Consider the following 23,726-nt stretch of genomic DNA (forward strand, 5'->3'; position numbering starts at 1 on the left):
GTAGACCAAAGCCTTTCCTCGTTAAACGCGGTCGCTTATCTTCGAACGGCATCGATAGAGGTTTTCTCACAATCAATGAGGCTTATGCTCATGAGCTCTGTCCAATTCGACTTGAACTGTTTGTGTGGCGGCTGTTTCGTTTTCGGTCGTTGGCTCGTATTGTGGATCAACTGTTAAGATCGTTTTGCAAAACATGCAGCGATCCGTTTTCCCCAGCATCTTCGTTCTTCTTCCGCATTCCGGACAATCAATGACGGTCGCCGATGTGGAGAGCATACCTGCCCAGAAGTATATACCCATGCTAACCATCATACTTATCATACCAATGATCATGAAGACCACAGCGATGATTCGCCCTGCTTTCCCCCAATCAAAAACGATGCCAGCTAGTCCTATAATCATAAGCAGCATTCCACCCATGGTCATGGCGAGACCCCATAAGCGGAATTCATTTACTTTACTTGATCTGAAACGCACGCGTTGTTCCTCCCCATTCAATTGCTATCATGTTTGTATGAATTGTCACAGAAATCAGCAGGAAACTCCTTCTACGATGTAGAAATAGATATAAACAATTTGGAGACAGGAGCTTCGGATACCCATGGGAATCGATAAAGAGCAGTTTTTGCTTAAGTTCCGAAATGACGAGAGGATCATTAGTGTCATGGCGGTAGATAATCCTAAGCAACTTCCTTCACTGACAGATGGTTTTGATACGCTACTTCTAATAGTAACGAACGACCTGAGCCTGAACAATCATACGACTAATTATATAAGAGACGATTCGAGGATACAAGAAAGATGGGTGGATCCATCTTCCATAGAGCAATGGATACGTCATGGCGTCAACCGAAATATCCTTCACTGGCTGCTAAAAGGGGAGATACTTCTGGATCAGAACACTTATTTAGAAGGCTTGCGTCATCGAATACTCGAGTTTCCGGGGGACTTACGTGAGCACAAACTACTTGTTGAATTTTCCCTATTTCTACGTAAATACCTTCAGAGCAAGGAATACATTTTAGATGAGCATTTGCTGGATGCGTATAATAATATTCTAGAAGCGCTTCATCATTGGGCTCGCATTGTTATTATCGAAGATGGTTATCACCCGGAAATAACCGTATGGAGGCAGATTCGTGCGATTAATCCTGGCGTGTATAAGTTATATGAGGAACTGACAATGAGTAAGGAAACGTTGAAACAGAGAGTTCAGCTTGTTTTACTCGCCTGTGAATTTTCGGTTATGTCGAAAATGGAGCGTTGCTGTGAGGCGTTTATTCAAGTACTTAGAGAAAATGAACAGCCATTAAGTACGGATGAACTGCAGCAGCATTCTCAGTTAGTTGAGCTTAGGGCTGAGCTTCCCTTACTGTTAAATAAGCTTGTCAAAAAAGGATTAATTAAAGAAGTGGCCGTTCTCATTGATGAAGAGAATTCAGAAATAGAATTAAGATATACGAGTATTTAACCGAGCCAAACCCATGAAGAATCAGATGTTATTCTGGTTCTTTTTTTATTCTTATTTTATTGCTTGACTTTGATTGCAATTCTATGATAAATTAACTCTCGCCGCTAAAAACGGTTCGCATTCGAAAGCCAACGCAGTACCAAGATGTAAGCGAAGTAAGAAAAAAGAAAAATAAAAAAAGCTTGCATTGAGTAGCCTAGATGTGATATATTATAAAAGTCGCCGCTAAACGGATGGCGAAGAAACGCGAAAGAAATTGATCTTTGAAAACTGAACAACGAGTGAGTAAGCACGAACGAGAAATCGTTCAAAAAAGAGATTGCAAAATCTCGCTAGCAAGTCAATGAGCATTTCAGCTTTCAGATATACGGACGAGCAATCGTCCACTATTATGGAGAGTTTGATCCTGGCTCAGGACGAACGCTGGCGGCGTGCCTAATACATGCAAGTCGAGCGGACTTATCCTTCGGGATAAGTTAGCGGCGGACGGGTGAGTAACACGTAGGTAACCTGCCTATAAGATCGGGATAACTATCGGAAACGATAGCTAAGACCGGATAATTGGTTTTCTCGCATGAGAGAATCATGAAACACGGAGCAATCTGTGGCTTATAGATGGGCCTGCGGCGCATTAGCTAGTTGGTAGGGTAACGGCCTACCAAGGCGACGATGCGTAGCCGACCTGAGAGGGTGAACGGCCACACTGGGACTGAGACACGGCCCAGACTCCTACGGGAGGCAGCAGTAGGGAATCTTCCGCAATGGACGCAAGTCTGACGGAGCAACGCCGCGTGAGTGATGAAGGTTTTCGGATCGTAAAGCTCTGTTGCCCTAGACGAACAGCAAGAGGAGTAACTGCCTTTTGTGTGACGGTATAGGAGAAGAAAGCCCCGGCTAACTACGTGCCAGCAGCCGCGGTAATACGTAGGGGGCAAGCGTTGTCCGGAATTATTGGGCGTAAAGCGCGCGCAGGCGGTCAATTAAGTTGGGTGTTTAAGCCCGGGGCTCAACCCCGGTTCGCATCCAAAACTGGTTGACTTGAGTGTAGGAGAGGAAAGTGGAATTCCACGTGTAGCGGTGAAATGCGTAGAGATGTGGAGGAACACCAGTGGCGAAGGCGACTTTCTGGCCTATAACTGACGCTGAGGCGCGAAAGCGTGGGGAGCAAACAGGATTAGATACCCTGGTAGTCCACGCCGTAAACGATGCATACTAGGTGTTGGGGATTCGATTCCTCGGTGCCGAAGTTAACACAGTAAGTATGCCGCCTGGGGAGTACGCTCGCAAGAGTGAAACTCAAAGGAATTGACGGGGACCCGCACAAGCAGTGGAGTATGTGGTTTAATTCGAAGCAACGCGAAGAACCTTACCAGGTCTTGACATCCCGATGTAACACCTAGAGATAGGTGCCCTCTTCGGAGCATTGGAGACAGGTGGTGCATGGTTGTCGTCAGCTCGTGTCGTGAGATGTTGGGTTAAGTCCCGCAACGAGCGCAACCCTTGATCTTAGTTGCCAGCACTTTGGGTGGGCACTCTAAGATGACTGCCGGTGACAAACCGGAGGAAGGTGGGGATGACGTCAAATCATCATGCCCCTTATGACCTGGGCTACACACGTACTACAATGGTCGGTACAACGGGAAGCGAAGCCGCGAGGTGGAGCCAATCCTTATAAGCCGATCTCAGTTCGGATTGCAGGCTGCAACTCGCCTGCATGAAGTCGGAATTGCTAGTAATCGCGGATCAGCATGCCGCGGTGAATACGTTCCCGGGTCTTGTACACACCGCCCGTCACACCACGAGAGTTTACAACACCCGAAGTCGGTGGGGTAACCCGCAAGGGAGCCAGCCGCCGAAGGTGGGGTAGATGATTGGGGTGAAGTCGTAACAAGGTAGCCGTATCGGAAGGTGCGGCTGGATCACCTCCTTTCTATGGAGACTCGGATCTGATAGATCCAGTCAAGTGCGAAAGCACAAACAAGCTTACTCACTCGTGTTCAGTTTTGAAAGAGCAATCTTTCAACAAGTTTTACTTTTGTTCCTTGAAAACTAGATAACGAAACAAAACGTAAAGTAAGAACTTAGGTTGTGTTAACCTTCGGGTTACACAAAAATCTTTAACTCTTTCAATAGGAGAGACTTTTGCTTAGCGCAAAAGATCCCTATAAATGGTTAAGCTAGAAAGAGCACACGGAGGATGCCTAGGCACTAGGAGCCGAAGAAGGACGTGGCGAACGACGAAATGCCTCGGGGAGCCGTAAGCAGGCTTTGATCCGGGGATGTCCGAATGGGGGAACCCAGCTGTGGTAATGCGCAGTTACCATGCAGTGAATACATAGCTGCATTGGAGGCATACCCAGGGAACTGAAACATCTAAGTACCTGGAGGAAAAGAAAACAAAAGTGATTCCGTCAGTAGCGGCGAGCGAAAGCGGAATAGCCCAAACCAAGGAGCTTGCTCCTTGGGGTTGTAGGACCTCGTTATGGGGTTAGTTCGGTAGGCGAAGTGATCTGGAAAGGTCCGGCATAGAGGGTAAAAGCCCCGTAGCCAAAATCGAACGAAACCCCTAGAGGTATCCTGAGTACGGCGGGTCACGTGAAACCCCGTCGGAATCCGGCAGGACCATCTGCCAAGGCTAAATACTCCCTAGTGACCGATAGTGAAGCAGTACCGTGAGGGAAAGGTGAAAAGCACCGCGGAAGCGGAGTGAAAAAGAACCTGAAACCGTGTGCTTACAAGAAGTCAGAGCCCTCTATATGGGTGATGGCGTGCCTTTTGTAGAATGAACCGGCGAGTTACGTTCCCGTGCGAGGTTAAGTTGAAAAGACGGAGCCGCAGCGAAAGCGAGTCTGAATAGGGCGCTTTAGTACGTGGACGTAGACCCGAAACCGTGTGATCTACCCCTGTCCAGGGTGAAGGTGAGGTAACACTCACTGGAGGCCCGAACCCACGCATGTTGAAAAATGCGGGGATGAGGTGGGGGTAGCGGAGAAATTCCAATCGAACTCGGAGATAGCTGGTTCTCCCCGAAATAGCTTTAGGGCTAGCCTCGGATGTTGAGTTGTGGAGGTAAAGCACTGATTGGGTGCGGGGCCCGCCAAGGGTTACCAAGTCCAGTCAAACTCTGAATGCCACAAACTTAAATCCGGGAGTCAGACAGTGAGTGCTAAGATCCATTGTCAAAAGGGAAACAGCCCAGACCATCAGCTAAGGTCCCCAAGTGTGTGTTAAGTGGGAAAGGATGTGGAGTTGCACAGACAACCAGGATGTTGGCTTAGAAGCAGCCACCATTGAAAGAGTGCGTAATAGCTCACTGGTCGAGTGACTCTGCGCCGAAAATGTAACGGGGCTAAACACGCCACCGAAGCTATGGCTTGCACAATGTGCATGGGTAGGGGAGCGTTGTATGTACGTAGAATTCTGACCGTAAGGACAGGTGGAGCGCATACAAGTGAGAATGCCGGTATAAGTAACGAAAAGATCAGTGAGAATCTGATCCGCCGAAAACCTAAGGGTTCCTGAGGAAGGCTCGTCCGCTCAGGGTAAGTCGGGACCTAAGGCGAGGCCGAAAGGCGTAGTCGATGGACAACAGGTGGAAATTCCTGTACCACCGTAGCCGTTATGAGCAATGGAGTGACGCAGAAGGATAGTGACGCGAGCTGATGGATGCTCGTCCAAGCAGTGAGGCTGATGTGTAGGCAAATCCGCACATCGTAAGGCTGGGCTGTGATGGGGAGGGAAATTTAAGTACCGAAGGTCATGAGTTCACACTGCCAAGAAAAGCTTCTAGCCAGGCGAAGGTGCCCGTACCGCAAACCGACACAGGTGGGTGAGAAGAGAATTCTAAGGCGCGCGGAAGAACTCTCGTTAAGGAACTCGGCAAAATGACCCCGTAACTTCGGGAGAAGGGGTGCCTCGGTAGGGTGAATAGCCCGAGGGGGCCGCAGTGAAAAGGCCCAAGCGACTGTTTAGCAAAAACACAGGTCTGTGCGAAGCCGCAAGGCGAAGTATACGGGCTGACGCCTGCCCGGTGCTGGAAGGTTAAGAGGAGTGGTTAGGGACCTCGGTTCCGAAGCTATGAATTGAAGCCCCAGTAAACGGCGGCCGTAACTATAACGGTCCTAAGGTAGCGAAATTCCTTGTCAGGTAAATTCTGACCCGCACGAATGGCGTAACGACTTGGGCGCTGTCTCAACGAGAGATCCGGTGAAATTTTAATACCTGTGAAGATGCAGGTTACCCGCGACAAGACGGAAAGACCCCATGGAGCTTTACTGCAGCTTGATATTGGACTTTGGTACGATCTGTACAGGATAGGTGGGAGCCTTTGAAGCCTGAGCGCCAGCTTGGGTGGAGGCATCGTTGGGATACCACCCTGATCGTATCGGAGTTCTAACCTGGTACCGTGATCCGGTATGGGGACAGTGTCAGGTGGGCAGTTTGACTGGGGCGGTCGCCTCCTAAAATGTAACGGAGGCGTTTAAAGGTTCCCTCAGAATGGTTGGAAATCATTCGCAGAGTGCAAAGGCATAAGGGAGCTTGACTGCGAGACCTACAAGTCGAGCAGGGACGAAAGTCGGACTTAGTGATCCGGTGGTACCGAATGGAAGGGCCATCGCTCAACGGATAAAAGCTACCCTGGGGATAACAGGCTTATCTCCCCCAAGAGTCCACATCGACGGGGAGGTTTGGCACCTCGATGTCGGCTCATCGCATCCTGGGGCTGAAGTAGGTCCCAAGGGTTGGGCTGTTCGCCCATTAAAGCGGTACGCGAGCTGGGTTCAGAACGTCGTGAGACAGTTCGGTCCCTATCTGTCGCGGGCGTAGGAAATTTGAGAGGAGCTGTCCTTAGTACGAGAGGACCGGGATGGACGTACCGCTGGTGTACCAGTTGTCTCGCCAGAGGCATCGCTGGGTAGCTATGTACGGAGGGGATAAGCGCTGAAAGCATCTAAGCGCGAAGCCCCCCTCAAGATGAGATTTCCCAGTATGTAAGACCCCTTGTAGACGACGAGGTTGATAGGTTCGAGGTGGAAGTGCAGCAATGCATGCAGCTGACGAATACTAATCGGTCGAGGGCTTAACCAATAAACCTAAAATTCTAACTTTACGCAAGTTTCGTATCTAGTTTTCAAGGAATAAATCCTTGAAGTGAACATTGTTTCTATTCCCTGATAGCTCAGTTGGTAGAGCACTCGACTGTTAATCGAGTTGTCACAGGTTCGAGTCCTGTTCGGGGAGCCATATGGAGAGGTGTCCGAGCTGGCCGAAGGAGCACGATTGGAAATCGTGTAGGCGTCACAAGCGTCTCGAGGGTTCGAATCCCTCTCTCTCCGCCACTATCTTTCTAGCAAGGCCCGTTGGTCAAGTGGTTAAGACACCTCCCTTTCACGGAGGTAACAGGGGTTCGAGTCCCCTACGGGTCACCATTCTTACTTCCATGGAGGCTTAGCTCAGCTGGGAGAGCATCTGCCTTACAAGCAGAGGGTCGGCGGTTCGATCCCGTCAGCCTCCACCATGATTCCTTTAGTAAGACTTGCTTTACTAGGATTCATCATATATGCTTAATGACGCGGGGTGGAGCAGCCCGGTAGCTCGTCGGGCTCATAACCCGAAGGCCGCAGGTTCAAATCCTGCCCCCGCAACCAATCTTCTTATAGAAGAAGATATTGTACTTAGCATGGAGCTGTGGTGTAGTGGCCTAACATGCCTGCCTGTCACGCAGGAGACCGCGGGTTCGAATCCCGTCAGCTCCGCCATTTTTTCAAAATCAAGTAAGGCTCGGTAGCTCAGTCGGTAGAGCAGAGGACTGAAAATCCTCGTGTCGGCGGTTCGATTCCGTCCCGAGCCACCATTTTTACAAACTTAATATGCCGTTGTAGCTCAACTGGTAGAGCAACTGACTTGTAATCAGTAGGTTGGGGGTTCAAGTCCTCTCGACGGCACCATTGCTTTGTGGAGGCTTAGTGAAGTGGCTAAACACGGCAGACTGTAAATCTGCTCTCTTCGAGTTCGGTGGTTCGAATCCATCAGCCTCCATTTACTTTTTCTAGGGGCATAGTTTAAGGGTAGAACAAAGGTCTCCAAAACCTTTGGTGTGGGTTCAATTCCTGCTGCCCCTGCCAAAAAAGTAAGAAACTTAATATTGTGGCGGTCGTGGCGAAGGGGTTAACGCACTGGTTTGTGGATCCAGCATTCGCGGGTTCAAGTCCCGTCGTCCGCCCATTATTACCCAAGTAACATAATGGGGATTAGCCAAGCGGTAAGGCAACGGACTTTGACTCCGTCATGCCAAGGTTCAAATCCTTGATCCCCAGTTTTATATGCGGAAGTGGCTCAGCGGTAGAGCATCGCCTTGCCAAGGCGAGGGTCGCGGGTTCGATCCCCGTCTTCCGCTCCATTATTACTAAGGCGCCATAGCCAAGTGGTAAGGCAGAGCTCTGCAAAAGCTTTACCCCCAGTTCGAATCTGGGTGGCGCCTCCACATTTATTAGCCGGAGTGGCGGAATCGGCAGACGCACAGGACTTAAAATCCTGCGGTAGGTGACTACCGTACCAGTTCAAGTCTGGTCTTCGGCACCATTATCTTTACAACTTCATATGCCGGCATGGCGGAATGGCAGACGCGCTCGACTCAAAATCGAGTCCGAAAGGGTGGAGGTTCGAGTCCTCTTGCCGGTATGAAGCAAAAATAGGACATGAAATCATTTGATTTCATGTCCTATTTTTTATATTGTATGGATATAAAATTTAATGCGTTTGAATCATATACAAATGGCTGTGAAATCGAGAAAATACTTCATTTATTTTTCTGACTGAAAGGAGGATGGATATGAGAAATTCCTTGCGTTTCAAATTCATTACTGGCTTTCTAATCATTATTATTCCGCTTGTATTTTTTCTATTATTTAATAATTTGTATGCAATAAATGTCGTACGAGAGCAAGTCTCCACAACAAATAGCAACTTACTTGCGCAGCATGTAAAGCAAATCAATCAGATATTTGCTGAAACTAACACCTATCTGTATGATTTATGGGATAACGAAATTGACATTAATCAGCTAAATGATCTCACATTTGGTACGGACGAGTATTTGCTAACTAAAAAAAGAATAGTCAATCGCTTTCAAACGAACCTCAATTATTTTTTTCTGCTGGATACCATATTTCTTTTTAATGACCGGACACAGGATGTGACCTTTGTAACTAAAAAGGATTATTATTTTCAGCAGCGGCTAATTACGGAATCAGTTCCAATAGAAATAACTGATCAGAAAAACATGGACTCGCCGGTATGGCAGTTAATTCAATTTGAAAATCGAACAGTCTTGATGAAAACTACGCGCCTGACGAACAATCTCATCGCGGGGGCAATCGTAAATACAGACAGCTTGGTCGCTTCGTTACAGTTTTTGGATATGGGGACAACCGGCGGTGCAGTCATACTTTCCAAAAATGGGGATGTCGCATCACATACGACGCTTGGAGCTTCGGAACTAAAGGAAGCCGTTGAAGCAGTACCTCATCTTAATAATACGTACCAAATTGTAACTGATCCGAAGGATAATAATAAATATTTGTTGATTAGTGTTTTTTCTGAAATTGCAAACATTAATTACACCGTAATGATTCCCGAAGGGACTATGCTGAAACATCTTCCATTCTTTCAGATAGCGGTATATTTTATCCCTTTGTGTGGGATATTGATTCTGCTTTTTTACTTATACTTTCTGCGAAGTGTCTTATTGAAGCCAATGAATACATTGATGCTTGGGATGAAACGTATTATGCGAGGTGATTTAAACATTCGATTGAATGAAGATCACTCGAGTGAATTTTCTTTTTTGATAGGCACGTTTAACAATATGGTTACAGAGATTTCAAAGTTGAAAATAAATGTTTATGAGGAGAAAATTCGTACGCAGGAGGCTGAATTTGGACTTCTGCAAGTGCAAATCCGACCGCATTTTTATTTAAATTCATTGAATATTATTTATAGTTTAGCAGCTATTAAGGAATATGCTTTGATCCAAAAAATGACACAGCATTTGGCAGAATACTTTCGTTTTATTACGCAGACTAAACAAGGGACCGTGACATTAGAAGCTGAAATCAGACACACTCAAAATTATTTGGAGATCCAAAAGCTGCGGTTTCCTAACCAACTCGTTTATGAGATTGAACTGCCGGATCAATATCGGAAATGTGATATCCTACCTTTAACGATTCAAACATTTGTTGAAAATAGCATCATCCATGGATTTGCGGATCGAAGAGAACTCTTTACGGTTCAAATCATCGTGACAGCAGATGAACAAATGCCGGATGATTTCTTATGGATAGAAGTCAGTGATAGCGGAGTGGGATTTTCTGAGACTTTATTGAAAAATTTGAAAGAAGTCAGTTACGAAGATGAGTTATTTGCAGAAGGCCATCTAGGTATTCAAAATGTAATAAAAAGGCAGCGTATCAGATATAAAGGAAAAGCAAAATTGTTGTTTAACAATGGTAAAGTTAGAGGCGCTGAAGTTAAATTAGGTATTCCGATGAGTTATTCTGTAAGCGAGGAGGATGAAGATGTATAACTTGTTGGTTGTGGATGATGAGTTATATGCCGTCAAAGGTATCACTCAAGGCATTGATTGGTCACAGATGGACATATCAGAAGTATTTGAGGCATTCAATGCGGAGGAGGCCAAAGAGCGGTTTGCTTTATCCGCAGTAGATATCGTAATTTGTGACATAGAAATGCCTTCATGTAATGGCTTAGAACTATTAGAATGGATAAAAGAAAATTATCCCCAAACAGAAACGATTTTTGTCACAGGTCATGCTGACTTTAGTTATGCACGCAGAGCGATTCACCTAGGCAGTTTTGATTATTTGTTGAAGCCTGTTAATTATGAAGAATTAAAGGCTGTTGTTAGCCGTGTCATACAAAAACTTATGATAGATCGAACTTACAAAAAATACTCTTCATTGTTTGAATCCCATAAACCTCTTATGGAGGAAAGATTTTGGCAGGAATTTTTTGCGAATCGAATATCCCCTTCGGAAACGCAATTAGAACAGCTTATTACAAAATATCAATTGAATATTTCATCCCAATGTTCAATACTGCCTATTTTAATAAGTGTAGAATTGTGGCAAAAGGAGTTGACAGTTCGTGAAGAAGAAATACTGGAATATGCGCTGCGAAATGCAGCTTCGGAATTAATTGTAAAAGGAGATCAGGGCTGCGTCATTCAAGATCGAAGAGGACATAATATCGTTATACTTTATGAAAAACATGGCGAGAGTATGGATATGGAGGAACTTACACGTCGGTGTGAAAGCTACTTATCGGCTTGCAATCAATACTTTTATTGTCATTTGTCCTGCTATGTCGGCACAGTCTCAAAGTTCCCTAATCTGCACAAAACGTATGTATCACTTTTGGAAATGGAACGCAGCAATGTTACCCAATCCAACAAAGTGTTAGCGCAATTTAATCAGTGGTCTCAACGCATTGTCACACTAGGAAAAGACATCCTACAAGTAGAGGATAGAGAACAAGCTTCCGTCATCCAAAAAATATACGATTATATAGATGAGCATTTGCAAGATGAACTTAGTAGAGAGCAAATTGCAGAATATGTACACTTTAATTCAGCGTATTTATCTCGGTTGTTTCGAAAAGAAACAAACACTTCGTTAACGGACTACATTCTGGAGAAAAGAATGAACAAAGCAAAGTTACTTTTGATCTCCACAAATATTAAAATAAGTGACGTTTCCTCTTTGGTTGGCTATGGTGATATCCCTCATTTTACTAAAATGTTTAAAAGATATGTCGGATTAACTCCACAGGAATTTCGAAAGAGTAAATCTTAAGTATAATTAATAAAAAGGAAGACTCTTGGTTTTATAGCCAAAGAGTTTTTTATTTATGTCACAATAACACAAGTTGATAAGTCACTGTTACCAGTAGAGTAGATAGATTCTGCACCTTATAATAAGCAATAGAAGATGCAAGATGTAAAGCTTGCCGGATAATAGGAGGGTTTTCAAATGAACCAGGAGGCTAGTATAACAGTACCTGCAAAACCTGTAAAACGAAGTATTCGTAAAAAGAACGATGGCCTTCGTCATATTTTGCAATATAAAGCGCTTTATCTTATGTTTATGCCAGGTGTTATATTTCTTCTCATTAACAATTACTTTCCGATGTTTGGCGTAATTATTGCTTTTAAAAACGTGAACTATACCGATGGAATTTTGCATAGTCCATGGGTGGGATGGACAAATTTTAAATTTTTATTCAGCACCTCAGATGCTTGGGTTATTACCCGCAATACACTGCTCTATAACGCATTGTTTATTTTGTTGAATCTTGTGTTCGGTGTCGGTCTTGCTATTTTGTTTAATGAAGTTAAAAGTCGAATTGCAGGAAAAATGTATCAGTCGATTATTTTCTTACCTTATTTCTTATCAATGGTCATTGTTAGTTATATCGTTCTTGCTTTCTTAGGGGTGGAAAATGGATTTATCAATAAATCGATCTTGACTCCACTAGGATTTGAAGCCATCGATTGGTACTCGGAAAACAAATACTGGCCGTATATACTTCCTCTTGTGAATACATGGAAAAGCATAGGTTATTTCTCACTCATTTATCTTGCTGCGATTATCGGTTTTGACAGTGATTACTATGAAGCTGCAACGATTGACGGGGCATCCAGGTGGCATCAAGTACGCTATATAACGATTCCGTTATTATATCCAATAATTATCATTACGACTTTGCTTGCTATCGGTAGAATTTTCTATTCGGATTTCGGGCTGTTCTTCCAAGTTCCATTAAATTCAGGATCGATTTTCCCAACGACTAACGTGATTGACACCTATGTGTATAGAACGTTCCAAACGAATGGTGATATCGGAATGTCTTCTGCTGCAGGGCTTTATCAAGCTGTTGTCGGGATGATTTTAGTATTAACGACTAACGTTCTCGTGAGAAAATTTAGCCGAGAGAACGCACTCTTTTAGAATAAGAAATCGGTAACTTTTAGGGGGATCAAAATGGCGAAATACAAAATATCGCAGTTATTGCTGCATCTGTTTTTTATCTGTTTATCCTTAGCTTGTCTACTTCCGGTACTTCTGGTCATTAGCATTTCTTTCTCGGATGAGAATACGGTGATTGCGAACGGTTTTAAATTCTACCCGGAGAAGTTCAGTCTGGATGCCTACAGTTTTCTTTATAATCAATTATCTCAAATTATTACGGCTTATGGGGTGACGATATTTGTAACCGTTGTAGGAACTTTGCTTAGCCTGCTGTTAATTGCACTTTATGCGTATCCCTTATCTAGAAGGGAACTCCGACATCGGAATAAATTTGCACTTTTCATATTTTTAACAATGATCTTTAACGGCGGTTTGGTTCCTTGGTATCTGGTATATGTGAATTTATTGCATCTTAAGGATTCGGTTTGGTCACTTATTATCCCTTTGTTTCTTCAGCCATTTTTTGTGATTATCATGCGGACATTTTTTCAAACGACCATTCCTGAATCTATCATTGAATCCGCAACCATTGACGGTGCGAGTGAAGTGAAGATATTTTATAAAATTATCCTTCCCTTATCACTACCGGTGCTCGCAACAATCGGATTATTTAATACTTTGAACTACTGGAACGACTGGTTTCTCAGCTTGATCTTTATCACGAAAGGCAACGGAATAAGTTTGCAATATTTAATGTATAAAACGCTGCTTAATATTCAATATTTAACTACGAATGAGAATGCTGCCAACCAATTATCGAAAATGGGTGCTGTAGTTAATCTCCCTTCGCAAACACTGCGGATGGCAATGGCAGTAGTGGGTATTGGACCTATCATATTCGCTTATCCTTTCTTCCAAAAATATTTTGTTAAAGGATTGACCATCGGTGCTGTGAAAGGCTAATTCCGGATAACTCCGGTTAGTATATATAAAAAAATTGGGAGGGTTTACTAGTGAAAAAGAATTTAGGTTCTATAAGTTTGGTTTCTTTGTTAGCACTTAGTATGGTAGCCGCGGGTTGTGGGAAGGAAAGCACGACTTCTACGCCAGCGCCGGCAGCATCTGCCGCTGCAACAGCAACAGCAAAAGCAAATGAACCAACGGCTGAAATACAGCTTATGTTTCCTGGAACCCCACAGAAAGATGTTGCATTGGTTGAAGCCGAGGCTAACAAATACTTAAAAGATAAACTGAACGTTACCCTCAAAATTAACGCAGTTGATTGGGGACAATGGGATAATAAATTAAACTTGATGATCGCCTCAGGTGAACCGTCCGATATTGTTTTCACAGCTGCATGGCAAAGATATGCAATCAATGTAGCAAAGGGCGCTTTCCTAGATCTTGGACCGCTAGTTGATAAAAATGCTCCTGAACTTAAGAAAGAGCTTGATCCTGCTTTCTTTGATGGTTCCAAAATTAATGGTAAAAACTACGGAATTCCAACAAACAAGGAACTGGCTGCAACACGCGGCGTTGTCTACCGTCAAGATTTGGTCGATAAATATCAATTAGATGTTTCTAAAGTAAAAACATGGGCTGATTTAGAACCGTTGTTAAAAGTGATTAAAGAAAAAGAGCCTGCGATTACTCCTTTCTTTATGACGGCTACAAGTAATGGTGTTTTTGACGGCTTGGATTGGGATGCTTTGGGCGATGGAGCTATTCCGGGCGTGATTAGTAAAACGGATAAGTCCACGAAAGTTCTGAATCAATTGGAGACTCCTCAATATGTAGACATTATGAAGCTTACTCGTTCGTGGTTTAAGGCGGGTTATGTGAATAAAGATGCGGCTACAAGTACGGTAACCGTTGCCGATCAAGCAAAAGCAGGAAAAGTATTTATGTGGGCTGAAGGTCTGAAGCCAGGTAAAGCTGCCGAAATGGAAGGTTATGTCGGCTTTAAGCTTGGACAAATCGATTTGACAGTACCTACGATTACGACAGGCGATGCTTCCGGCGCGATGTTGGCCATTTCAAAATCATCTAAAAATCCTGATAAAGCAATGAAAGTAATTGGACTTTTACACAGCGATAAATACTTGAACAACTTAATCAACTTTGGTATCGAAGGTAAACATTATGTCAAAAAATCAGACAATATCATTGATGCAGCGCCTGGAATAGATCCTAAAAATCATCCTTATAACCCAGGTGCGCAATGGGAACTTGGTAACCAATTCTTGAACTACCTAATGTCTAATGAAAATCCGAAGAAATGGGATTTATTTAAAGAGTTTAATGCCAAAGGCGTTAAATCTCCTGGTCTAGGATTCTCATTTGATGCGGAACCGGTAAAAACCGAAATCGCTGCTGTAACTAACGTAAGCAAGCAATACGAAGCAGCAATAAGAACAGGTTCAGTCGATCCAGATGAAAAAATTGCCGAGTATTTGGCGAAACAAAAAGCAGCCGGCGTCGATAAGATTATTGCAGAAAAACAAAAACAATTCGATGCTTTCTTGGCAGCAAACAAAAAATAATTTGATAAAATGTAAAGACGGCTGGATTTAGCGGCCGTTCTTTTTCTATGTAGAAGGAGCTAGGTTTAAATGAACCTAAGCTCCTTATTTTTTGGTATTATGCCACATGTTTCATGATTACCAAGCGTAAGTCATAGTTACGATTACAAGCAAAATGAACAATACGAGAACAGCAGCAGCGGAAGTATATCCACCGCCATATCCAGCACCAGCACCAGCAGCAACACCCATTTATGTCACCCCCCATCTCAAGGAATGCTCTCTGTGAAGGAGAGACAATATTATCGTATGGGGAGAGCTTATAAATTGATTGGGTTTTTAGCCTAAAAGAAATTGAAACAAGCGCTTTTAGGCGAGCGCCTTTTTTTCCGAAAATACTTCAAGAATCTGAACATGAGGTGGCAGCCCTCCATATGGTAGAAAAGAGAATGATTTGCCATTGTGGAGGTGTAAGTGCTATCGAGTACTTAGATATGTTAGCCAAATTAGGAGTGGGCAATGCGCATCCCGGGGGTTTCGGAGAAACGATTGAGCAATTGAAGAAGTATCCCATTGAGAAAGGGAAGCGTGTGCTTGAGGTCGGATGCGGGACTGGAAGAACGGCATGTTTCCTGGCCGAGCAAGGATGCGAAGTAACAGCGATCGATATTCGTCCGGAAATGATTGCGAAAGCGAACATAAGAGCTGAGAAGCAGGGGGTACAGGTGGAATTCATGGTTGGGGATGTATGCCAATTACCCTTTGAAGATCATACTTTTGATGTTGTGTTAGTGGAGTCAGTGACGAATTTTGCAGATGCTCAGAAAGCAGTATCTGAGTATTATAGGGTGCTTAAATCTGAAGGTAAGCTTTATGATCGAGAAGTCATCCGAATCAAAGAGATGTCACCAGGAGTTCATAGGGCCTTGTGCAGCTTCTATGGGGTAAATAAAATATATAGTATGGATGAATGGCGGCAGCTGTTAGAAAAGAGCAGGTTTGACCCCGTGGACTTCTCAGGGGTACATCCTTTTCCGCTAACGATGTTCGAAGATCAAGTTCAACATCCAGATCCTGTTCACTTGTCTGATAAGCAATCGTTTATGGATCCACGCATTTGGCAAATCACTGCAAAATACGATGAGCTCGTCAATAAATATCATCCATATATGGGCTATACCCTCATGATTGGATCGAAGGAATAAGGGGAAGACAAGGAAGGATTTTGGCTTCCCAATGGCGAAATATATGAGAAAGATTATCATTGGGGGCTGCTTCTTTGAACGTAGATGTTATAACGGAACGAATTCCGAATCGTAAGGCCAAAGAAATCTATGAGCGAATTTGTCGTCAAACAACAGTTTCCAAAACGGAGTTGTTAGAGCAAAGTGGGATGACAGTATCTACGTTGACGCGGCTTTTGGAGGAACTGACGGTTCAAGGACTTATCCTTGAATCTGGTTTCGGTGCTTCAACAGGTGGGCGTAGGCCGATTCTGTATGAAAAGAATCCGGCCTATGCTTATGTATTTGGTTTGGAAATATCCAGAACATTGTCCAAGCTCGTTCTTGTTGATCTGGGAATGAAGAAATTGGACGCTAAGAGCTGGACGATGACGGCTGAGATGACGCCGGATGTGCTGATTCGTCTTATCGTGGAAGAAGTAAAAAGGATAATAGCCGCACACCACATAAATTCTTCATCAGTGCTGGGAATAGGGATTGGTGCCGTTGGTCCTGTAGATCGCTTGTCAGGTACCATCTTAGAGCCGTCTTATTTTCCAGCAAAAGGATGGAGAAATGTTGAGATCTGCAGGCAGCTAACAGGGGAGCTAGGTATTCCTGCACTGCTGGATAATGGAGCTAACACGGCCATCCTAGCGGAATCATGGCATCAACGTACGCAGAGCTTTAGGCATCTGCTCTATATTCATGCTGGAATTGGTTTGCGCTCCTCCATGGTTTCGGAAGGAAAGGTTATTTATGGTGCCGTCGATATGGAAGGCTCTGTAGGTCAAATGATTATTCAAACGGATGGTGTTCCCCATCGGAATACGTCAGGCAATTATGGAGCATTGGAGTCGTATGCTTCTTTGTATGCCATCGAGAAGGCGGCTCGATCTGCATTAAAGCAGGGGCGATCCACGGTGTTGTCCCATTTGGTTGATGACCCCGAGCAGGTCACATACCTGCATGTATTGGAGGCGCTCAAAAAAAATGATCCCCTTGTTGTGGAGATCATCACGGAGGCTGCCACCTATTTTGGCATTGGGCTAGCTAACTTGCTAAATATATTACACCCCGAAAAGGTAATCTTAGGGGGGCCGTTAATTGCGGGAGGGGAGTTATTTTTCCAAACCGCTACGCAGGTAGCGATTCGGAAGACCTACTACTACCCCGCTTATCAAGTTGTCTTCAGCAAAGGGCAGCTTGGTGAGGAAGCTTTAGCGATTGGTGCAGCCGTGATGGTCATGGACCAGCTGGTTAGGCTTTAATGCCCTTCAGAAAATCAATCAGCAGCGCATTAAATGCTTCCGGTTTTTCCATTGGCGTCAAATGTGAGGCAGCTGGTATGACATGATAGCTGGCGCCTGTAATCTGGTCGGCCATTTTCTTCATGACATCCGGAGGTGCGATCGGGTCTTGTTCACCGGCGATAACTAGAGTTGGTACCGAGATAGACCTAAGCAGGTCGACGGAGTCCTCGCGGAATGCCATGGCAAGACAAGCATGGACAAGTCCCTCTGCTGGCATCGATTCCATCACCATACTCAAGGTATCGACGAGCTTAGGATGTTCTTGCTTTGATGGTTCGGTAATAAGTTTAGGCAGCATAGCATCTCTTGCCACCACGGACCCTTTTTCATATAGCGAGACGGCCATGTTTAAACGATTCTTACGAGCCTCTTGTCCATCTGCTTCAGGACGAGTATTAGCCAATATAAGACCTGTGAAACGTTTTGGAGCTTTGCGTAGAAGTGCAAACGCCACATAACCTCCCATGGAGAAGCCGCCAAGTGCGGCTTTTTCTATGCCCATTTTATCCATTAAAGTTAAAATGTCATTGGCATATTGGTTTATCGATATATTCGATACGGGTACATCAGACTTGCCCATGCCACGTAAATCTGGTGTAATGACGCGATAGTTCCCTGACAAAGCATCTATCTGCGATTGCCACATGCGATGATCCAATGGAAAGCCGTGCAATAAAATAACCGGTGCTCCATGCCCTTTTTCTTCGACGAACTGTTCGGCTCCGTTAATATGATGTTTCATAGTCCTTCACTCTCCATTAGATAAGTTTACCATGCATAAAGTCCTAATTTGTCACCCAATCGTAGTTCAAAGGGCATAAAATAGGGAAAATTATCGAAAAAGTTATGTCTTCATACTTTCATTATGGTTAACTCATACTTCTTTAACATTTCGTTGGTATTCTCTTATTATACCTTTTGTTAGTAACCATTAATAGGCAAAACGAAACATTCATTTTACGAAGTGGGGTTATTCTAATGACTAAAAAACCTTGGTCCACACAGGAATTGGACAAGTTGATTCGCCTTTCCTCTGAGTGTCCTCCAGTTGTAATTGCCAGAGAACTATCTCGTCCTGTAACTTCTGTACGCAAAAAAATGCGCGAAATTGGAGTAAGTTATGTAACCGGGGAGCAATGGAAAAAAAGTCAAATTCAGTACCTCATTTCGGATGAGGGCACGACGTATAAAAATAAACATAACCTTACACAAGCGACTAAAGAAAATGAATTCGAATCTCCTGTTCTAGATGAATTCTGGACAACACTCGTGAAAATGGCCAGAGTCGCGAAAAAGAGGGGGAAAAGAGTTGATGTCCTCTCGTTTATCGATACATACCGCAAAATTCGTATTGGCGGATAACTATATAGGTAATTATTCATAAAAGGTGAAATCCGATATAACGAGATTTTACCTTTTTCTTTTGTCCAAATACCCCTAAACTGAGAAGACCAATAACATCTAGGAGGTTATATGCACAGGATCCCTTTGTTTTCATTGATTAGCAAGTATGATACAGCGATATGGGTTCGAGTCGTTGGGACGATTCTAACTTCATTAGCTGGATTTATGATGAGACCCTATTTGGTTTATTATTTGTATGACAAGCTTGATGGTTCTATTTTCTTATCCATGTTGATTATCGGATTGCAGCCGTTATGCGGAATTTTCGTGAATCTGTATGCAGGCAGCTTGAGCGATCGTTATGGACGGAAGCCGATGATGCTGGCTGCTCTCATTATTCAAGCCTTTGCCATTGGCGGTTATATGTTTGCCAGTCACGTTTGGGAATTCGCTGTCATTTCGATCATTAACGGCATTGGCCATGCTATGTTTGGACCAGCTGCCAATGCACAGATTGCGGATGTTGTCCCACAGGAGAAACGAGCCGAAGTATTTGCTCTGCTCCACACAGCATTAAATATGGGTTCAGCATTTGGACCGCTGCTTGGACTGCTTTTATTCACCTGGAATCCAACAATTATATTCTTGACTTGCGCGATAGCTCTCTTTGCTTACGCAGGGTTGGTCGTCTTGAAGGTTCCAGAGACATTGCCTATGAAGAGCGCCGCGGAGCAGGAATTGTCTAAGACAAAGCCAAAAATCAGATGGCGGGATCATAAGCCGCTCCTTTGGATAACACTTCTAGCGATGCCGGTATCGTTGTTATATGCACAGGTGGAGTCAACGTTCCCACTGCATTTGCAGCAGAATTTTGAGAATTATAAGACTGTTTTTGCTGCGATTATTACCTTCAATGGCTGTATTGTTATTGCACTGCAAATATGGATCGCAAAGCGTACAGAGCACGTTTCGGCCTATTTGGTAGTCGCTGCATCCTATCTGTTGTTTGCCATTGTGTCACTAGGTTATGGATTTGTTCCTTTCTTCGCTATACTACTTGTTGTTGAATTTTTATTTACCATTGGTGAAATGTTGAATGGTCCCCACATTCAGAAGGTGATCTCCGTTATAGCGCCAGAGGAGCATAGAGGTTGGTATTTCTCCGTGTTCGGTATGAATTGGCAGCTATCGCGCGCCATTGGGCCTATTCTGGGTGGCTTGTTATTCAGTCACTATGGCGGGAAGATGATGTTCGCTGTTTTAGCTGCCATCATTCTCATAGCCGGTATTGCTCAGACGCGATATATTCGAAGGCTTAATCACAAAAAAGAGGAGCCTATTATAGAGGCTGCTTTGCAAACGTAAAGGAATGAAGCTCCCCGCAATTTGGGGAGCTTTAATACTTTTGTAATACATACGTAAGCTTCATTTCAATGCTCTGCGGTATAATAGAATGAATGCTTGAGGAGGTATGCCGTATGGGTTCACTCGTTCTCGTGGTGGATGATGAAACGAATATTATTGATGTGTGCACCGTCTATTTGCAAAGAGAGGGGTACCAGGTTATTTCGGCGGTGAGTGGCGACGAAGCCATCCGCTTATGGCGGCTCCACAGCCCGCAGCTGATTGTTCTTGACCTCATGATGCCGGGTAAGAACGGCTGGCAAGTGTGCGAAGAAATTCGCAACGAGCAGGATGTGCCCATCATCATGTTGACGGCTCGAGGCGATGAAATGGATCGCCTTATGGGGTTAACAATGGGGGCAGACGACTACTTGACGAAGCCATTTTCGCCGCGCGAGCTGGTGCTGCGAGCGAAAGCGATTTTGCGTAGACAGCAGCGCGGCCAAGCGGAAGCGCTTAACGGGGCAGGCATTGTGCCACCTGCGCATATCATGAAGTTTCCGGGGCTCGAGGTTAATGTGCTGCACCGGAGTGTTAGGGTGAACGGGAAGGAAATCGAGCTTACCGTGAAGGAATTTGAGCTGCTGCACCTGTTTGCGGGACACCCGGAGCAAGTATTTTCACGCAATCAGCTGCTGAGTAAAGTGTGGGATATCGATTATTACGGCGATACAACAACAGTTACTGTCCACATTCGCCGACTGCGAGAGAAGATTGAGCCAAATCCTTCTCAGCCGCGATACATTAAAACCGTATGGGGTATTGGCTATAAATTTGAGGGTAGGCAGCCATCATGAAGCTTCGTGTTTATTTGCTCATTGCGAGTGGGGTGAGCACGAGTATTATTTTGCTCTCCTTGTTTATATGCTATCAATATATGTTATTGAGATGGAAAGACGTCATCCTGTTGACGACGGTAACTCTTGGCGCAGCGGGTGTGTCGATGCTCATACATTACTTCATGACGCGACCCCTGGAGAAAGCCATCCATGCGATTACGGAGGAAACGACGCGCATTTCGGAAGGGCATTTTGAGGGACAAGTGCCTCAGATTGGACCTGCTGAGTTCCAAAGACTTGCAGACCAGTTCAATCGAATGACGGGCAAGTTGAATGAAAGCTTTCAGAAATTACGAACAGCTGAGGCATCCCGTAAAGAACTCGTAGCGAATGTTTCACACGATTTGAGGACCCCAATGGCATCTATTCAAGCATTCGTTGAAGCTTTGCAGGATGATGTCATTCAAGATAAAGAAACGTTTGCGCGTTATCTACAAACCATTCGCCTTGAAACAGGACGATTAAACGGACTTATTCAAGAATTATTCAAGTTATCACAACTGGATGCGGGAGGAACTGAATTTGTTCCTGAACGGTATCATGTCGATCATTTGCTGCTAGACGGCTTGCAAAGCTTGGCTTTTCAGTTGGAGGAAAAACAGCTGCAAGTCGACGTCGACTTGCCTGATCGATTGCCTCCGGTGGCTATCATGCCCCAGGAAATGAAGCGGGTCCTTTCCAATATTTTGGATAATGCTATACGGCATTCTCCTGTTGGTGGGACAATTGAAATTAAAGTTGAACAGATCTCTGAGCAGTATGTGCAGCTTTATATTCAGGATCATGGTCAAGGGATCGATGAAGAGGATAGAAGTAAGGTCTTCGATCGCTTCTATCGTGCCGATCCGTCAAGAACTCGAGCAAGCGGCGGAGCGGGCCTCGGACTTGCGATTGCCAAATCGATTGTTCATCTGCATGGAGGAACGATTGGCGTTGATAGCCATGTAGGTGATAAAGGGAATGGCAGCCGATTCTGGTTTACGCTGCCGATATATTAGTGGGGTATGGTTGAAAGAGGATACAAGAGATAGAGCATTTTTGAAAAGGACCGCAAGTAGAGCGTTATTAGACCTCAAGTAGTCTATAAAACAGGTAAACCGCATATAAACCGCATATAGATGCAAGTGAAACGCATATGGACCGCAAGAGGGATTTTCCTTTCTTGTGGTTTTTTTCGCGGGTGGGGTATTCTTTTGGTTCTAGGCGAGAGGGAGAGGCGGGGAAGATTAGGATGCCTGTATGATTGCTTTTTTCTGCTTGTAAGCCGTTAAGTTGTACGGCGTACAACAATTTCCTTGGATACTAACTTCTTAGCCAGAGATGTTGTATGTTGTATATGTTGTACAACAATTCTGGCTTAATTCATACTAACCGGCCACTTTGGCTTTATAGAATTGTTGTATTTTATGCAACAATCGCAGAGATAACGCTTGATTTGATTGATTATTGTGGTACTTAATACAACTTTGCTTGTTAGTCCTGGGTACCGTTTGTAAGAGAGGGGATTTATCATCGTGACTTAGGTCACCAATGGGTCATGACCTTGCTCACCTTACAATCCTTTTGCGACAGGCTAGAATGAAGGTAAGAAGGAAGAAGAAGGATGGCAGAGCTGGAGGCAAGGAAGATGAGGGAACTGAGGGGCTAGAATGAGGCAAGGAGGATGAAGAAAGCGAGAGGGTAGAATTAAGCGAGAAGGAAGGCGGAGGTAGGAGGCTGGGATGTTGAAGGAAGATTAAGGTAATGAAGGGCTAGCATGAGTCAAGGAGGATGGAGGAAGTGAGAGGTGACCTAGAATTAGGCGAAACGGAAGAACAAGGGTACGATAGGCTGGAATGAAGACAAGAGCTAAGAAGAAGTAAAAGTAAGTAGAAGAAAATAAGAGTAAGGAAGAGTAAGGATGAGTAAGGAAGAGTAAGTAGAAGAAAGTAAGAGTAAGTAGAAGAAAGTAAGAGTAAAGAGAAGAAAGAAAGAAAGAAAGAAAGAAAAAGAGTATTAAATAGTGAGGAACGAACGAGAGGTTAGTATTATGTTAAATGGGAGATGAAGATGTGGATGGGAATGTTGTTGTTCTTACACGTTTTAGGGGCTGTATTGTTTCTGGGTAATATTGTTACCGCTGCTTTTTGGAAGGTTCGTGCTCATTATGGGAAGCAAGATCTAATGACCATTCATTTGACGGTTAAAAATATTATGTTAGCAGACTATGTGTTCACTGTGCCAGGAATTCTGCTGCTTCTGATTCCGGGGCATATGATGGCCTTTCAATTAGGTTATTCTCTTGGAGAATGGAATTGGGTGACGGCATCATTAGTTTTATTCTCGCTGTCAGGGGTATTGTGGTTGGCTATTTTACTGCCTTTGCAAAGAAGAATGATCCGTTATAGTGAAGAATCACTGCGGTTAGGGGAGCAAACGGCAGCGTATCGGCAGGTATCGAGGAAATGGGATATCTACGGGACAATAGGTACAATTTTGCCTCTGATTTCGCTAATTTTAATGATTTGGAAGCCTGGCATGTAATGGTGCAGGGCTTTTTTTGTTAGTCTATAAGTATTTAATTAGGTAGTCTATTATGTATAATTAGCCCCCATCGCCACGATGTAAGTGGAGTTTGGG

Annotated in this window: 16 protein-coding genes, 16 tRNA genes and 2 rRNA genes; 31 read left to right on the forward strand and 3 right to left on the reverse strand. The window is 44.2% G+C overall.

Annotated features, from left to right (window positions below; translation table 11 throughout):
* Window positions 1-72: 72 nt before the first annotated feature.
* Complete coding sequence (locus QFZ78_RS29155; protein WP_307552743.1) at window positions 73-477, reverse strand: DUF2614 family zinc ribbon-containing protein; 405 nt, start codon at window positions 475-477, stop codon at window positions 73-75.
* A 124-nt stretch (window positions 478-601) separates the two neighbouring features.
* Between QFZ78_RS29155 and QFZ78_RS29160 the strand changes: the two genes are divergently transcribed.
* The 24 genes from QFZ78_RS29160 (at window position 602) to QFZ78_RS29275 (ending at window position 15,005) form a co-directional block, all read left to right on the forward strand.
* The gene (locus QFZ78_RS29160; protein WP_307552745.1) at window positions 602-1,471 is read left to right on the forward strand and encodes a nucleotidyltransferase-like protein; all 870 of its coding nucleotides are present in this window, start codon (window positions 602-604) and stop codon (window positions 1,469-1,471) included.
* A gap of 388 nt (window positions 1,472-1,859) precedes the next feature.
* A 16S ribosomal RNA gene (locus QFZ78_RS29165) occupies window positions 1,860-3,401 on the forward strand.
* A gap of 240 nt (window positions 3,402-3,641) precedes the next feature.
* Window positions 3,642-6,559, forward strand: a 23S ribosomal RNA gene (locus QFZ78_RS29170).
* The 16S and 23S rRNA genes sit together here with 16 tRNA genes alongside, the layout of an rRNA operon.
* An 80-nt stretch (window positions 6,560-6,639) precedes the next feature.
* Window positions 6,640-6,715 (forward strand) — tRNA-Asn (locus QFZ78_RS29175).
* A 3-nt stretch (window positions 6,716-6,718) separates the two neighbouring features.
* Window positions 6,719-6,810 (forward strand) — tRNA-Ser (locus QFZ78_RS29180).
* 15 nt (window positions 6,811-6,825) lie between these two features.
* Window positions 6,826-6,900, forward strand: a tRNA-Glu gene (locus QFZ78_RS29185).
* A 13-nt stretch (window positions 6,901-6,913) separates the two neighbouring features.
* Window positions 6,914-6,989 (forward strand) — tRNA-Val (locus QFZ78_RS29190).
* A gap of 53 nt (window positions 6,990-7,042) precedes the next feature.
* Window positions 7,043-7,119: transfer RNA gene (locus QFZ78_RS29195), tRNA-Met, on the forward strand.
* Window positions 7,120-7,153: 34 nt separating this feature from the next.
* Window positions 7,154-7,230 (forward strand) — tRNA-Asp (locus QFZ78_RS29200).
* A 19-nt stretch (window positions 7,231-7,249) separates the two neighbouring features.
* Window positions 7,250-7,325 (forward strand) — tRNA-Phe (locus QFZ78_RS29205).
* Window positions 7,326-7,343: 18 nt separating this feature from the next.
* Window positions 7,344-7,419 (forward strand) — tRNA-Thr (locus QFZ78_RS29210).
* A gap of 9 nt (window positions 7,420-7,428) precedes the next feature.
* A tRNA-Tyr gene (locus QFZ78_RS29215) sits at window positions 7,429-7,510 on the forward strand.
* Between the two features lie 12 nt (window positions 7,511-7,522).
* Window positions 7,523-7,596: transfer RNA gene (locus QFZ78_RS29220), tRNA-Trp, on the forward strand.
* Window positions 7,597-7,621: 25 nt separating this feature from the next.
* Window positions 7,622-7,694, forward strand: a tRNA-His gene (locus QFZ78_RS29225).
* 22 nt (window positions 7,695-7,716) lie between these two features.
* Window positions 7,717-7,788 (forward strand) — tRNA-Gln (locus QFZ78_RS29230).
* An 8-nt stretch (window positions 7,789-7,796) separates the two neighbouring features.
* Window positions 7,797-7,871 (forward strand) — tRNA-Gly (locus QFZ78_RS29235).
* A gap of 10 nt (window positions 7,872-7,881) precedes the next feature.
* Window positions 7,882-7,955, forward strand: a tRNA-Cys gene (locus tag QFZ78_RS29240).
* Window positions 7,956-7,964: 9 nt separating this feature from the next.
* Window positions 7,965-8,053 (forward strand) — tRNA-Leu (locus tag QFZ78_RS29245).
* Between the two features lie 20 nt (window positions 8,054-8,073).
* A tRNA-Leu gene (locus QFZ78_RS29250) sits at window positions 8,074-8,152 on the forward strand.
* A 151-nt stretch (window positions 8,153-8,303) separates the two neighbouring features.
* A complete protein-coding gene (locus tag QFZ78_RS29255) occupies window positions 8,304-10,058 on the forward strand; it encodes a sensor histidine kinase (protein WP_307552747.1) in 1,755 nt (584 codons plus the stop codon).
* Window positions 10,051-11,346 carry a response regulator transcription factor gene (locus QFZ78_RS29260; protein WP_307552748.1) on the forward strand — a complete coding sequence of 432 codons (1,296 nt, stop codon included), beginning with the start codon at window positions 10,051-10,053 and terminating at the stop codon, window positions 11,344-11,346. The genes QFZ78_RS29255 and QFZ78_RS29260 overlap by 8 nt, the downstream gene beginning before the upstream one ends.
* A gap of 177 nt (window positions 11,347-11,523) precedes the next feature.
* Window positions 11,524-12,501, forward strand: a complete 978-nt coding sequence (locus tag QFZ78_RS29265) for an ABC transporter permease (RefSeq protein WP_307552751.1) — start codon at window positions 11,524-11,526, stop codon at window positions 12,499-12,501.
* Between the two features lie 33 nt (window positions 12,502-12,534).
* Entirely contained in the window at window positions 12,535-13,425 is an 891-nt protein-coding gene (locus tag QFZ78_RS29270) for a carbohydrate ABC transporter permease (protein ID WP_307552752.1), read from the forward strand.
* 50 nt (window positions 13,426-13,475) lie between these two features.
* Window positions 13,476-15,005 carry an ABC transporter substrate-binding protein gene (locus QFZ78_RS29275; RefSeq protein ID WP_307552754.1) on the forward strand — a complete coding sequence of 510 codons (1,530 nt, stop codon included), beginning with the start codon at window positions 13,476-13,478 and terminating at the stop codon, window positions 15,003-15,005.
* 117 nt (window positions 15,006-15,122) lie between these two features.
* Here QFZ78_RS29275 and QFZ78_RS29280 read toward each other — a convergent pair whose 3' ends face one another.
* Complete coding sequence (locus QFZ78_RS29280; RefSeq protein WP_307552756.1) at window positions 15,123-15,236, reverse strand: YjcZ family sporulation protein; 114 nt, start codon at window positions 15,234-15,236, stop codon at window positions 15,123-15,125.
* Between the two features lie 182 nt (window positions 15,237-15,418).
* Between QFZ78_RS29280 and QFZ78_RS29285 the strand changes: the two genes are divergently transcribed.
* Window positions 15,419-16,189: a class I SAM-dependent methyltransferase gene (locus QFZ78_RS29285; protein ID WP_307552757.1), complete on the forward strand. Its 771-nt coding sequence runs from the start codon at window positions 15,419-15,421 to the stop codon at window positions 16,187-16,189.
* A gap of 74 nt (window positions 16,190-16,263) precedes the next feature.
* Window positions 16,264-17,478 (forward strand): ROK family protein, encoded by a 1,215-nt coding sequence (locus QFZ78_RS29290; protein ID WP_307552758.1) that lies wholly within the window; start codon window positions 16,264-16,266, stop codon window positions 17,476-17,478.
* Here the strand turns inward: QFZ78_RS29290 and QFZ78_RS29295 are convergent.
* Window positions 17,468-18,262 (reverse strand): alpha/beta fold hydrolase, encoded by a 795-nt coding sequence (locus QFZ78_RS29295; RefSeq protein WP_307552759.1) that lies wholly within the window; start codon window positions 18,260-18,262, stop codon window positions 17,468-17,470. The two genes, QFZ78_RS29290 and QFZ78_RS29295, sit on opposite strands and share 11 nt — an antisense overlap.
* A gap of 236 nt (window positions 18,263-18,498) precedes the next feature.
* Between QFZ78_RS29295 and QFZ78_RS29300 the strand changes: the two genes are divergently transcribed.
* The 5 genes from QFZ78_RS29300 to QFZ78_RS29320 all read left to right on the forward strand — a co-directional run bounded on the left by QFZ78_RS29300 (window position 18,499) and on the right by QFZ78_RS29320 (window position 23,630).
* A complete protein-coding gene (locus QFZ78_RS29300) occupies window positions 18,499-18,882 on the forward strand; it encodes a hypothetical protein (RefSeq protein ID WP_307552760.1) in 384 nt (127 codons plus the stop codon).
* Window positions 18,883-18,993: 111 nt separating this feature from the next.
* Window positions 18,994-20,229, forward strand: a complete 1,236-nt coding sequence (locus QFZ78_RS29305) for an MDR family MFS transporter (protein ID WP_307552762.1) — start codon at window positions 18,994-18,996, stop codon at window positions 20,227-20,229.
* 113 nt (window positions 20,230-20,342) lie between these two features.
* Window positions 20,343-21,065 carry a response regulator transcription factor gene (locus QFZ78_RS29310; RefSeq protein ID WP_307552764.1) on the forward strand — a complete coding sequence of 241 codons (723 nt, stop codon included), beginning with the start codon at window positions 20,343-20,345 and terminating at the stop codon, window positions 21,063-21,065.
* Window positions 21,062-22,105 (forward strand): sensor histidine kinase, encoded by a 1,044-nt coding sequence (locus QFZ78_RS29315; protein WP_307552765.1) that lies wholly within the window; start codon window positions 21,062-21,064, stop codon window positions 22,103-22,105. Before QFZ78_RS29310 ends, QFZ78_RS29315 begins: the two co-directional genes overlap by 4 nt.
* 1,057 nt (window positions 22,106-23,162) lie before the next feature.
* Window positions 23,163-23,630 (forward strand): DUF2269 family protein, encoded by a 468-nt coding sequence (locus QFZ78_RS29320; RefSeq protein ID WP_307552766.1) that lies wholly within the window; start codon window positions 23,163-23,165, stop codon window positions 23,628-23,630.
* Window positions 23,631-23,726 lie beyond the last annotated feature (96 nt).

Source organism: Paenibacillus sp. V4I5, from assembly GCF_030817255.1.
Classification (GTDB): Bacteria; Bacillota; Bacilli; order Paenibacillales; family NBRC-103111; genus Paenibacillus_E.

What these genes read in the sequence shown, in the direction of transcription:
- QFZ78_RS29160 (WP_307552745.1), top strand. Translation starts at nt 602, where the DNA reads ATGGGAATCGATAAAGAGCAGTTTTTGCTTAAGTTCCGAAATGACGAG.
- QFZ78_RS29255 (WP_307552747.1), top strand. Translation starts at nt 8,304, where the DNA reads ATGAGAAATTCCTTGCGTTTCAAATTCATTACTGGCTTTCTAATCATT.
- QFZ78_RS29260 (WP_307552748.1), top strand. Translation starts at nt 10,051, where the DNA reads ATGTATAACTTGTTGGTTGTGGATGATGAGTTATATGCCGTCAAAGGT.
- QFZ78_RS29265 (WP_307552751.1), top strand. Translation starts at nt 11,524, where the DNA reads ATGAACCAGGAGGCTAGTATAACAGTACCTGCAAAACCTGTAAAACGA.
- QFZ78_RS29270 (WP_307552752.1), top strand. Translation starts at nt 12,535, where the DNA reads ATGGCGAAATACAAAATATCGCAGTTATTGCTGCATCTGTTTTTTATC.
- QFZ78_RS29280 (WP_307552756.1), bottom strand. Translation starts at nt 15,236, where the DNA reads ATGGGTGTTGCTGCTGGTGCTGGTGCTGGATATGGCGGTGGATATACT.
- QFZ78_RS29285 (WP_307552757.1), top strand. Translation starts at nt 15,419, where the DNA reads ATGGTAGAAAAGAGAATGATTTGCCATTGTGGAGGTGTAAGTGCTATC.
- QFZ78_RS29295 (WP_307552759.1), bottom strand. Translation starts at nt 18,262, where the DNA reads ATGAAACATCATATTAACGGAGCCGAACAGTTCGTCGAAGAAAAAGGG.
- QFZ78_RS29300 (WP_307552760.1), top strand. Translation starts at nt 18,499, where the DNA reads ATGACTAAAAAACCTTGGTCCACACAGGAATTGGACAAGTTGATTCGC.
- QFZ78_RS29305 (WP_307552762.1), top strand. Translation starts at nt 18,994, where the DNA reads ATGCACAGGATCCCTTTGTTTTCATTGATTAGCAAGTATGATACAGCG.
- QFZ78_RS29310 (WP_307552764.1), top strand. Translation starts at nt 20,343, where the DNA reads ATGGGTTCACTCGTTCTCGTGGTGGATGATGAAACGAATATTATTGAT.
- QFZ78_RS29315 (WP_307552765.1), top strand. Translation starts at nt 21,062, where the DNA reads ATGAAGCTTCGTGTTTATTTGCTCATTGCGAGTGGGGTGAGCACGAGT.
- QFZ78_RS29320 (WP_307552766.1), top strand. Translation starts at nt 23,163, where the DNA reads ATGGGAATGTTGTTGTTCTTACACGTTTTAGGGGCTGTATTGTTTCTG.